Genomic DNA, 10,948 nt, shown 5'->3' on the forward strand with positions numbered 1-10,948 from the left:
GCTGGACGGCGCAGCCGCCGCCCCCGTCCCCGCCGCCCGCCCCCGGTCCGACGGCCACCGTTGCCGTCGTGGCGGCCGCGCCCCCGCCGGCCGTCGAGTCGCCCCCGGCCGGGCTCGAACCGACCGCCTGGACGGCCGTGCTCGTCCTCACCGTCCTGGTCCCGGCCGCCCTCGCGGCCGCCCTCGGCCACCACCACGCGACCTCCCGGAGCCGCCGATGAACCCCGCCCCTCTGTTGAGCGCCGCGGCGTGCGTCACCTTCGCCGTCGGCGCCCTCGCGGTGGCCCACCGCCTCCGCCCCGCCGTCCCCGAGGGCGAACCCCCGCCCGAACCCCACCCCGTGCTCTCCAGCATCGGCTCCGGCCTGCTGTCCGGCTTCATCCTGCTCACCGGCTTCCTGGTCGCCACCGGCTGGGCCGCCCGCACCACCGGCACCCTCCCGCCCCGGGGCCTCTACCTCGCCGACCTCGCCGCCGGCACCGCCGTCCTCCTCTACCCCGCCCTCGCCGGCCTCCCCTTCACCCCCCGCTACACCACCGCCGTGACCTTCTTCGCCGCCCTCGTCGGCTACACCATGTCCCTGGCCGTCCAACTCCGCCCCTGACCCCCGCCCCCGGGAGTGAAAAGTCGGCCGGGCCGACTTCCTGCGCCGGGTGTTCCGGTCGGTTCACGGGCCACGGTGGGCGTCCGGGTGGACTGAGAAGTCGGCTGGGTCGACTTCCTGCTCCAGGTGCCGCGTCGTGGTGGGGTGGCTCGTGCCTGTGGGGGGTGGGGTTGCGTGGGGAGTCGGCCGGGTTGGGTTCCTGTGTTGGGCCTGGCGTGTCTTTGGTGGTGGAGTGGGAAGTCGGGTGGGCCGACTTCTCGTTCTGCGTGACGCCAGGGGGCCGCCGCCCGGGCGGGGCTAGCCTGGAGGGGTGGTGGACGGCCCCGGGAGGGGGTGCAGGCGGATGGTCACCGTGGGCGAGGTGGTGCTCGGGCGGATCCGGGCGCAGGCCGAGGTGCTGGCGGGGCTGGACGAGGCGGTGCGGGCGGACCAGCCGGATGCGGTGCACCGGATGCGGGTCGCGTGCCGGCGGTTGCGCAGTGCGTTCCGCACCTACCGGAGGCTGCTCGCGCCGGGGGCCACGGACGAACTGGTGGCCGAGTTGCGGTGGCTGGCGGCGGCGCTGGGGCGGGCCCGGGACCGGGAGGTGCTGGGCGAGCGGCTGGCGGCGCGGGCGCGGGAGCTGCCCGCCGAGTGCGGGCCCGAGCGGGTCGCGGTGGAGCTGGAGCGCCGGGGCCGGGCGGAGCACCGGCGGGTGTGGCCGGAGGTGGTGGCCGCGCTGGACAGCCCCCGCCGCCGCGCCCTCGCGGACGGCCTGGCGGCGCTGCTGGCCGACCCGCCGCTGCGCGGCAGGGCGGCCCGGGCGGCCGGTCCGGAGCTGGCCCGGGTGGCCGCGCGGGAACAGCGGCGGACGGCGAAGCGGGTGCGGGCGGCGCTCGCGGCCGACGAGGAGCGGCCCGGGGGTCGGGACGGCGAGCGGGACGCGGCGCTGCACGAGGCCCGGAAGGCGGCCAAGCGGGCCCGGTACGCGGGGGAGACCGCGGTGCCGGTGGTGGGCCGCAAGGCGGAACGCTACGTGGAGCGGATGAAGGCCGCCCAGGATCTGCTGGGCGAGCACCAGGACGCGGTGGTGGCCTCGGCGGCGCTGCGGGAGCAGGCGGGGGCCGCGGAGGAGCCGTTCGGCTACGGCGTGCTCTACGGGCAGCAGCTGGCCGAGGCGGAGCGGGCCCGGCGGGCGCTGCCGGAGGTGTGGGCACGCGCCGCGCGGCCGAAGCTGGCGCGGTGGGCGTGAGCCGGCCGGTCAGTCCTCGGCGGGGTCGAGTCCGGCGGTGCGGGCGGCGGTGCGGAGCAGCTCGCGCAGCATGGCGGTGCTGAGCCGGCCGGTGTTGGTGTTGCGCGGGCTCACGTGGTAGCAGCCGAACAGGTCCAGCGGCGGGCCGCCGTCCCGGGCCGGCAGGGTGACGTGGGCGCCGTGGCCGAACAGCGGCCGGGGCCGCGGGACGGTCCAGCCGGCCGCGTCGAGCGCGGGGAGCAGCGCCTGCCAGGCGAAGCCGCCGAGGGCGACGACGGTGCGCACGGTGGGGCGCAGGAGTTCGAACTCGCGGGCGATCCAGGGGCGGCAGGTGTCGCGTTCGGCCGTGGTGGGCTTGTTGTCGGGCGGGGCGCAGCGCACCGGGTCGGTGATCCGTACGCCGTGCAGGGCCAGACCGTCGCCGTGGCGGACGGATTCGGCGCGGTTGGCGAGGCCGAGGCGGTGGAGCGAGGCGTAGAGCAGGTCGCCGGAGGGGTCGCCGGTGAAGATCCGGCCGGTGCGGTTGGCGCCGTGCGCGGCGGGGGCGAGTCCGACCAGGACGAGCGGGGCGTCGGGCGGGCCGAAGCCGGGGATCGGGCGGGCCCAGTAGTCCCAGTCCAGGTAGGCGCGGCGCTTGGTGCGGGCGGTCTCCTCGCGCCACTCGACCAGGCGCGGGCAGGCCCGGCAGCCGGTGACGACGCGGTCGAGGACGGTGAGGTCCGCGGCGCGGGCGGCGGCCCCGGTGGGATGGCGCGGGTGTTCCGGGTCGTCGGCGGGGTCCGGCGGGCCGATGGCGCCGGGCGGGCCGGTGGGGTCCGGCGGAACGGGGGACTGCGGCATGGCGACGATCCTAGGCGCGCGGGCCGGGTTCGCCCTGGTGCCGCCGGGCAGGCGTAGCGTGGGAACCGGTGGTTCCGGCGGCCGTCGGCCGGGCCGGGTCGGCGACGGCCGGGGCTCGCTGCTGCGCGAGGAGGCCGTCATGGTCGTCGATGTGGTGATCGGGGTCATTGTCGCGGTGCTGATGGTGGCGGCCGTGGTGGGCGGGCTGAGCCTGCGGGTGGTGCAGCAGTTCCAGCGGGGCGTGGTGTTCCGGTTCGGCCGGGTGCGCGAGGAGATCCGCCAGCCGGGGCTGGTCGCGCTGGTGCCGGTCGCGGACCGGCTGCGCCGGGTGAACGTGCAGATCGTGACGCTGCCGATCCCGGCGCAGGAGGGCATCACCCGGGACAACGTGACCGTCCGGGTGGACGCCGTCGTGTACTTCCGGGTGCTGGACCCGGTGAAGGCGATCGTCAACGTGCAGGACTACAACTTCGCGATCTCCCAGGTGGCGCAGACCTCGCTGCGGTCGATCATCGGCAAGAGCGAGCTGGACGACCTGCTGGCCAACCGCGAACCGATCAACCAGGGCCTGGAGTTGATGATCGACAGTCCGGCGCTGAGCTGGGGGATCGAGATCGACCGGGTGGAGATCAAGGACGTCGCCCTGCCGGAGGCGATGAAGCGCTCGATGTCCCGGCAGGCGGAGGCCGAGCGGGAGCGGCGGGCGCGGATCATCACGGCGGACGGCGAGTACCAGGCGTCCGCGCGGCTGTCGGAGGCGGCGGCGGTGATGAGCGCGACCCCGGCGGCGCTCCAGCTGCGGTTGCTGCAGACCGTGGTGGAGGTCGCGGCGGAGAAGAACTCGACGCTGGTGCTGCCGTTCCCGGTGGAGCTGCTGCGGTTCCTGGACAGCGCGGCCGAGACGCACCGGCGCGGTCTCGCGGAGCAGGGCGGTTCCGCGGAGCAGGGCGGTCCCGGCGCCGACGCGGCGGGTCCGGCCGCCGACGCGGTGGAGGAGCCGGTCCTGCCCGGCATGGAGCAGCTCGAACTGCCGCCGCTGGAGGAGGTGCTGGAGCGTTCGCCGCTGGATCCGCCGGAACGCCGGGAGGGCGACGGCGGGACGGGGTAGCGGGCCCGGTGGCGGGGCCACCGGCACCGGACCACGATGGAGACGTGGGAGTGGCAGGCATGTCAGGAGGCCGATCATGACCAATGCGGGCGACATCATGCACCGGGGCGCCGAGTGCGTGCGCGAGCACGAGACACTCGCCGCCGCGGCCAGGATCATGAAGGAGCGCGGCGTCGGGGCGCTGCCGATCTGCGGCGAGCGGCAGAAGCTGCTGGGCATCCTCACCGACCGGGACATCGTGCTCAAGTGCGTGGCCGAGGGCCTCGATCCGGCGCGGGTGACGGCGGGCGACGTGGCCCAGGGGCGGCCGATGACGGTGGAGGCGGACGAGGACGTCGAGCAGGTGCTGCGGGTGATGGAGCAGTACCGGGTGCGCCGGCTGCCGGTGATCAACCACCCGGAGCACGAGCTGGTCGGCATGATCAGCGAGGCGGACATCGCGCGCGGCATGCCGCAGGCGAGGGTGGCGGAGTTCGTGACGGCGGTCTGCGCCGAGGACTCGCCGCGCTCGAAGGAGGTGCTGGAGACGCCGCAGGGCGCGTGACGGCAGGGCGGCTCAGGCCAGCGCGTAGACCGCGGTGGCCCGGGCCGCGGCGTCCTGCTCGCCCTCCGCGGTCAGGTGATGTCCAGGAAGGCGATCCGGCGGCCCAGTTTGGTGACCCGGGCGTGCACCAGGACGTCCCGTCCGGTGACGGCGCGCTGGAAGTTCGTGGACTGCTGGACGGTGGTCATCGGGCCGAAGCCGCCCCGGGCCGCCGAGACCGCGATCACCGACGCGGTGTCGGCGGCGGCCATCAGGGCCTGCCCGGAGAGCGCGCCGCCCTCCCGGGCCAACCGGTCCGACCAGGGCAGCCGCAGCACGGCGTGGTGCTCGCCGGTCTCGGTCACCGACAGGCCGAGCGCCTGCACCCAGGGGGCGAAGTTGTCGGTCAGGATCGTGTCCGCCTCGGCGGTGGTGAGGGTGGTCATCCCGCCATTGTGACGGCCCCGCCGCAGGGTGTCAGGGCGTCAGGGGCCCGGGGTGTCAAGGGATCAGGGGATCAGGGGCCCGGGGGACCAGCGGCCGGCCGGCCGGCCGACGGGCGGCCGGCGCGCAGCGCCCGCTGCATCAGCTCCGCCAGGTGCAGGGCCCGGCGCCCGTCGGCCAGGTGCGCGATCTGGGTGCGGCAGCTGAAGCCGTCCGCGAGGACCACGGTGTCGGGCCCGGCCGCCCGGAGCTCCGGGAGCAGGACCCGCTCGGCGATCGCCGCCGACACCTCGAAGTGGCCGCGCTCGAAGCCGAAGTTGCCCGCGAGGCCGCAACACCCGGAGTCCAGCACCCGGTTGGCGACACCCATCCGCCGCTCCACCCGGCGGTCCGCCGCGCTGCCGAGCACGGCGTGCTGGTGGCAGTGGGTCTGGGTGACGGCGTCCACCGGCAGCTGCGGCAGCGGCGCGTCGGGCGCGTACTCGTCGATGAACTCGGCGAAGGTGCGGGTCCGTTCGGCCAGCGGGCGGCCCTCGGCGCCGAGCAGGCGCGGCACCTCCTCGCGCAGGGTCGCCGTGCAGCTGGGGTCGAGCCCGACGACCGGGGTGCCGGCGGGCAGGCCGGTGGCGGCGAGCGAGGCCAGGCTGCGCCGCATCACCCGCCGGGCGCCGGGGAGTTGGCCGGTGGAGTACCAGGTCAGGCCGCAGCAGACCGGACCGGCCGGCAGCCGGACGTCGAAGCCCAGGTGCTCCAGCACCTCGACGGCCGCGCGCGGCACCTCCGGCTGCAGGTGGTCGGCGAAGGTGTCCGGCCAGAGCAGGACGGGCGGCGCGCCCGCCGGGGCCGGGCCGGTGGCGGCGCGGTGGCGCCGGAACCAGCGGGTGAAGGTCTCCGGCGGCAGGACGGGCAGCACCCGGCGCGGGTCGATCCCGGCGAGCCGCTTGAGCACGCCCGAGGCCGGGGAACGGGCGGCGGTGTTGACCAGGGCGGGCGCCAGCGCCGCGCCGCGCAGCCAGAGCGGCAGCCGGCCCAACGCGTAGTGCGCGGCGGGCCGCGGCCGGTGCCGGTAGTGCTGGTAGAGGAACTCGGTGCGGTAGGTGGCCATGTCGACGTGGACCGGGCAGTCGCTCGCGCAGCCCTTGCAGCCGAGGCAGAGGTCCAGCGCCTCGCGGACCTCGGCCGAGCGCCAGCCGTCCGCGATCGCCCCGCCGGCCGGGCCGCCGCCCCGCAGCATCTCGGCGAGCAGCCGGGCGCGGCCGCGGGTGGAGTGCCGCTCCTCGCCGGTGGCCATGTAACTGGGGCACATCACACCGGTGTTCGGGTCGACGCACTTGGCGACGCCCACGCAGCGGCGCACCGCCTTGGCGAGGCTGCCGCCGTCCTGCTCGTACGGCAGGGCGAGCGGCAGCGCGCGCACCGGGCCGGTGAACCGCAGATCGGCGTCGAGCGGGCGCGGGTCGACCAGGATGCCGGGGCCGAGCAGCCGCTCGGGGTCCCAGATCCGCTTGAACTCCCCGAACAGGGCGATGATCTCGGGCGGGTACATGCGCGGCAGCAGTTCGGCGCGGGCCTGCCCGTCGCCGTGCTCGCCGGAGAGCGAACCCCCGTACGCGACCACCAGATCGGCCGCCTGCTCCATGAACTCCCGGAACACCAGCACCCCGTGGGGCTGGGCGAGCGGGAAGTCGATCCTCAGGTGGACGCAGCCCTCCCCGAAGTGCCCGTACGGGACGCCGCGCAGGCTGTGCCGGCGCAGCAGCGCGCGCAACTCGCGCAGGTAGTCGCCGAGGCGCTCCGGGGGGACGGCGGAGTCCTCCCAGCCGGGCCACGCCTCCCCGCCGCCGGGCAGCCGGGTGACGATGCCGGCGCCCGCCTCGCGCACGCCCCACAGCTGGCGCTGCTCGGCGGGGTCGGTGACCACGGCGGCCGTGGCGGTGCGTTCGCGCCGGACGGCGTCGGCGATCCGGCGGGCCGCGTCCAGCGCCTCGGCCGGGGTGGCGCCGCCGGTCTCCAGGAAGAGCCAGCAGGCGCCGTCGGGCAGCCGGTCCAGGGCGGGCGGCCGGGGGCCCGCGGCGAGCAGTGCGGCGATCAGGTCGGCGGCCATGCCCTCGACGGTGAGCGGGCCGAGCGGCAGCAGGGCGGGGACGGCGTCGGCGGCGGCCGTCTCGTCCGGGTACCCGGCCAGCACCAGGGCGCGCGCGGGCGGGTCCTCGACCAGCTTGACGGTGGCGCCGAGCAGCAGCGCGCAGGTGCCCTCGGTGCCGGTGAGCGCGCGGGCCAGGTGGTGGCCGTGCTCGGGCAGCAGCGCGTCCAGCGGGTAGCCGGAGACCCGGCGCGGCAGCGCGGGCATGCCGCGGCGGATCACGGCCAGGTTCCGGTCGGTGAACTCCTGCAGCCGGTGGTGGAGCCGTCCGGCCGGACCGGGGAGTGCGGCGAGCGCGGCGCGCGCGTCGGGGCCGAGCGGGCCGCCGACGGTCAGCTCGGTGCCGTCGGCGAGCAGCAGGTCCAGCGATTCGACGTTGTCGGCGGTGCGGCCCCAGGCCACCGAGTGCGCGCCGCAGGAGTCGTTGCCGATCATTCCGCCGAGGGTGCAGCGGCTGTGCGTGGACGGGTCCGGGCCGAACCGCAGCCCGTACGGGCGGACGGCGCGCTGCAGGTCGTCCAGCACGGTGCCCGGTTCGACCCGCGCGGTGCGGCGCCCGGGGTCGACGTCGAGGACGGCGCCGAGGTGGCGGCGGAAGTCGAACACCACCGCGCCGGGCCCGATCGCCTGCCCGCCGATGCTCGTCCCGGCGCCGCGCGCGACCACCGGCACCCGGTGGCGGCGGCAGAGCGCGAGCGCGGTGCGCACGTCGTCGGGGTCGGCCGGTTTGACCACGCCGAGCGGCAGCTGGCGGTAGTTGGAGGCGTCATGGCTGTAGACGGTGCGCTCGGCCGCACCGAAGCGGACCTCGCCGCGCAGCACGGCGGACAGCTCGCGGGCCAGGTCGGTCCCGGGGGCGGTGTCGGGGCGGCTCACGGGGCGGGTCCTCCCGGGCGGTGACGCGTACGGGCGAGGGGTGCGGCTGTGCCGATCATCGCAGCCGTGAGCGGCGGGCGGTACCGGGAAAGGGCTGGCCGGGCGCCCGGGGCGTCTGGCAGGGTCGAGGTCCATGATCACCGACCCTCATGACACCCCCCGCCCGTTCCTCGCCCATCTGCCGGTCGGCGAGCGCCTGCCGGTCCCCGAGGACGCCGCGCCGTCCTGGGAGATCTTCCCGTACGAGCCGTCCGAGGGCGGCGGGCTGCGGGTGCGGCCGCTGGACGCCCCCGAGCTGCCCGAACCGCCCCGGCACGGCGAGGCGGGACCGGCGGAGTGCGGCGAGTGCGGCCGCCCGGACGAGGACTTCGTCTGGAGCGACGAGCACTGGCGCCTGCGGGCGTACGGCCGGCCGCACGGGCTGCCCGCTGTCCTGCTGCTCAATCCGCGCGGCCACCACGACCTGCTCGACCTCCCGCCGGCCCTGGCGGCCGGACTCGGCCCGACGCTCCAGCGCGTGGAGCGGGCGATCCTCGGGCTCGGCGGCATCGGCCGGGTGCACGTCAGCCGCTGGGGCGACGGCGCGGCCCACCTGCACCTGTGGCTGATCGCCCGCCCCGAGGGCCAGCGGCAGCTGCTGGGCTCCACCCTGCCGCTGTGGATGGACCTCCTGCCGCCGCTGCCGGACGACGTCCGCGCCGACACCCTGCGCCGGATCGCCGCGGCCCTCGCCGCCGACGGCGGCACCGCGCACGTCTGAGCCCCGCCGCCCGTGGGGCCGGGGCGGGCGGTCCGCCCCGGCGCCCGGTGCGCGCCCCCGGCACCCGGTGCGCGCCGCCGACGCCCGGGACGCCCCGGCCCTCAGCGGCGGCGGGCCGCCCCGGTGAGGGTGCCGGCGGCGATGTGGGAGAGCTTGGCGACCTCGAACGCCGGGTACGCGCCGCCCGCCAGCAGGGAGAACTTCACGCCCTCGCGGCCGGCCGGGCGGCGGTGGCCGGACGGCTGGAAGCGGCGGTGGTGGTCGGCGGCGCGGTGGAAGAACTGGGGGCGCTCGGCGCGGGCGACGCACCCGGCGAGGTCGAAGACGAACAGGTAGTGCCGGATCATCCGGGTGAACAGCGCCTCCCGGACGGCGTCCGGGGCGTCCAGCACGTCCAGCAGCGCGAAGGTCCGCTCGTACTGCTCGAAGATGTCGAAGCTGCTGCTGCCCGGCGAGCCGGTCGGGTGCACGGTCTCCCGGCGGCGCAGCTGCACGCAGGCGCGCGGCAGCACGCAGACCCGGCGGGCCGTCAGCATCGCCCGGTGCACCGGCGGGATCTCCTCGTAGCGGCCGTCGGGGAAGGCCAGGCCCTGCTGCAGCCAGTGCGCCCGGGCGATCAGGCGGTCCCAGGCCAGCGCGGGCGCGCCGAGCAGCTCCGGGCGCTCCAGCGGGGCGAACACCTCGGGCCCGGCCCCGGCGAGCAGCGCCTCGGCGCCGCCGGGCCAGTCCCGCCCGCCGTGCCGGCGGGTGTGGCCGAACAGCAGCAGGTCGACCGGTCCGCTGCCGGCCAGCCGGTCGGCGAAGGAGCTCAGGGCGTCGCGGGCGAGCAGGTGGTCGGCGTCCAGGAAGAACAGGTACTCGCCCCGGGCGTGGGCGGCGCCCGCGTTGCGGCTGACGCCGACGCCGACGGCCGCGTCGAGGCGCAGCACGGAGACCTGGGGGTGGCGGGCCGCGTAGCGGTCGGCGAGCTGCGCCGGGCACTCGGGGGAGCGGTCGACGACCACCAGCACCTCGAAGTCGCGGAAGGACTGGGCGAGCAGCGAGTCGAGGCAGTCCGCCAGCTGTTTCTGCTGGTCATAGGCGGGGATCACGACGCTGATCAGGGGTGAGGGCATGACGCGGGAGCGTAGGAGCGCCCGTGAACGGTGGCAAAGCCCTGACGGTCCGTAGGTGGGGCATTTACCGTCAAATCGTACGGACGTACGCCATATCTTCACCGGCTGCTCCGGGCGCGTCCTCATCCCCCGGACCCGCTCCCGGCGCGCGGCCTTCCCGGGCGGCGGGCAGGCTGGAGAGGTCACCACGGCGGGACGCGGACGGAGGCGGGCCTTGGAACAGCTGACGCGGCCACCGCGGGTCGGTGAACTCACCGCCTTCCTGGCCCGGCTGACCACGGTGCTGCTGCGCAACAGCGGCGAGGGCGTCCAGGAGCTGGAGCCGGCCGTGGCGGGCGCCGCCCGGGCGCTCGGCGGCTCGGCGCGGCTGCTGGTCGTCCCCGAGGGCGCGGTGCTGACCGTCAGCGCCGCCGGCGGGACCACCACGGTGACGGTCCGGGCGTTCCCCGAGGTGTTCCGCCTCGACCAGGTGGCCGCCGTCCGGCCGCTGCTCGCCGACCTGGACGCCGGCCGGCTCACCCTGCCCGCGGCGGCCGGCCGGCTCGCCGCGCTCGACACCGCCCCGCCGCCGTACCCCTGGTGGGCGAAGGCGCTCGGGATCGTCCTGTTCTCGCTCGGCTTCGCCCCGCTGATGCAGCCCACCTGGTGGGAGATCGGCTCCACCGCCGTCCTCGCCTCGGCGAGCGCGGCCCTCGCGCTGGCCGCGGACCGCCGGCCCCGGCTGAGCCCGGTGCTGCCGCTGGCGGCGGCCGTCGTGGTCTCGGTGATCGCGCTGCTGGTCTTCGCCCGCACCCCGGCGCACGGCGGACCGGTGCTGATCATGCTGCCCGCGCTGTTCTTCTTCGTCCCCGGCGACTACCTGAGCGCCGCCACCACCGAACTGGCCGCCGGGCACCTGACACCGGGCGCGGTCCGGCTGGTCTACGCGGTGTTCCTGCTGCTCCAGCTGTACGTCGGGATCCTGATCGGACTGGCCGTCACCGGCCGCGACCGGCACGCGCTGTTCGACGTGACGGCGGCCCAGGACCTGCCGCGCTGGGCGCTGTTCACCGCCTGGATCGTCTTCACCGCGGGCACCGTGCTGGCCTTCGCCGTCCCGGCCCGGTTCGGGCCGGTGCTGCTGCTCCTGGTCTACCTGACGGTGGCGGCCCAGACCCTGGCCACCTGGCTGGCCGGCGAGGTGGCCGGGACCTTCGCCGCCGCGGTCGTCCTCGGCGCCGCCGCGACGCGGCGCGCCGCCCGGCCGGGCGCGCCGCCGCGGCTGCTCCTGCTGCTTCCGGGCTTCTTCACCCTGACCGTCGGCT

The 10,948-nt window shown here is 76.6% G+C and carries 10 protein-coding genes and 1 pseudogene; 7 read left to right on the top strand and 4 right to left on the bottom strand.

Annotated elements, in window-relative coordinates; all coding sequences use genetic code 11:
- Positions 1 to 68: 68 nt before the first annotated feature.
- The 3 genes from ACFXAM_RS03345 (at position 69) to ACFXAM_RS03355 (ending at position 1,835) form a co-directional block, all read left to right on the top strand.
- The gene (locus ACFXAM_RS03345) at positions 69 to 221 is read left to right on the top strand and encodes a hypothetical protein (RefSeq protein ID WP_380287296.1); all 153 of its coding nucleotides are present in this window, start codon (positions 69 to 71) and stop codon (positions 219 to 221) included.
- Complete coding sequence (locus tag ACFXAM_RS03350) at positions 218 to 604, top strand: hypothetical protein (protein ID WP_380287297.1); 387 nt, start codon at positions 218 to 220, stop codon at positions 602 to 604. Before ACFXAM_RS03345 ends, ACFXAM_RS03350 begins: the two co-directional genes overlap by 4 nt.
- 343 nt (positions 605 to 947) lie before the next feature.
- Positions 948 to 1,835 (top strand): CHAD domain-containing protein, encoded by an 888-nt coding sequence (locus ACFXAM_RS03355; protein ID WP_380287298.1) that lies wholly within the window; start codon positions 948 to 950, stop codon positions 1,833 to 1,835.
- Positions 1,836 to 1,844: 9 nt separating this feature from the next.
- On the opposite strand, the gene ACFXAM_RS03360 is transcribed toward ACFXAM_RS03355, so the two are convergent.
- Positions 1,845 to 2,675, bottom strand: a complete 831-nt coding sequence (locus ACFXAM_RS03360; RefSeq protein WP_380287299.1) for a uracil-DNA glycosylase — start codon at positions 2,673 to 2,675, stop codon at positions 1,845 to 1,847.
- A 139-nt stretch (positions 2,676 to 2,814) separates the two neighbouring features.
- On the opposite strand from ACFXAM_RS03360, the gene ACFXAM_RS03365 reads away from it, so the two are divergent.
- Complete coding sequence (locus tag ACFXAM_RS03365; protein ID WP_380287309.1) at positions 2,815 to 3,783, top strand: slipin family protein; 969 nt, start codon at positions 2,815 to 2,817, stop codon at positions 3,781 to 3,783.
- Positions 3,784 to 3,859: 76 nt separating this feature from the next.
- The gene (locus tag ACFXAM_RS03370) at positions 3,860 to 4,327 is read left to right on the top strand and encodes a CBS domain-containing protein (protein WP_380287300.1); all 468 of its coding nucleotides are present in this window, start codon (positions 3,860 to 3,862) and stop codon (positions 4,325 to 4,327) included.
- Positions 4,328 to 4,339: 12 nt separating this feature from the next.
- On the opposite strand, the pseudogene ACFXAM_RS03375 reads toward ACFXAM_RS03370, so the two are convergent.
- Both ACFXAM_RS03375 and ACFXAM_RS03380 read right to left on the bottom strand, forming a co-directional pair.
- Positions 4,340 to 4,752 (bottom strand): annotated as a pseudogene (locus ACFXAM_RS03375) (PaaI family thioesterase).
- A gap of 71 nt (positions 4,753 to 4,823) precedes the next feature.
- Positions 4,824 to 7,769 (bottom strand): FAD-binding and (Fe-S)-binding domain-containing protein, encoded by a 2,946-nt coding sequence (locus tag ACFXAM_RS03380; RefSeq protein WP_380287301.1) that lies wholly within the window; start codon positions 7,767 to 7,769, stop codon positions 4,824 to 4,826.
- 133 nt (positions 7,770 to 7,902) lie between these two features.
- On the opposite strand from ACFXAM_RS03380, the gene ACFXAM_RS03385 reads away from it, so the two are divergent.
- Positions 7,903 to 8,529 (top strand): hypothetical protein, encoded by a 627-nt coding sequence (locus ACFXAM_RS03385; RefSeq protein ID WP_380287302.1) that lies wholly within the window; start codon positions 7,903 to 7,905, stop codon positions 8,527 to 8,529.
- Positions 8,530 to 8,630: 101 nt separating this feature from the next.
- Here the strand turns inward: ACFXAM_RS03385 and ACFXAM_RS03390 are convergent, their stop codons facing one another.
- Positions 8,631 to 9,644 carry a glycosyltransferase gene (locus ACFXAM_RS03390; protein WP_380287303.1) on the bottom strand — a complete coding sequence of 338 codons (1,014 nt, stop codon included), beginning with the start codon at positions 9,642 to 9,644 and terminating at the stop codon, positions 8,631 to 8,633.
- A gap of 214 nt (positions 9,645 to 9,858) precedes the next feature.
- On the opposite strand from ACFXAM_RS03390, the gene ACFXAM_RS03395 reads away from it, so the two are divergent.
- The coding region (locus tag ACFXAM_RS03395; protein WP_380287304.1) for a threonine/serine exporter family protein at positions 9,859 to 10,948 on the top strand (1,090 nt) is incomplete at its 3' end.

It is taken from the genome of Kitasatospora sp. NPDC059462, assembly GCF_042749955.1.
Taxonomy (GTDB): domain Bacteria; phylum Actinomycetota; class Actinomycetes; order Streptomycetales; family Streptomycetaceae; genus Kitasatospora.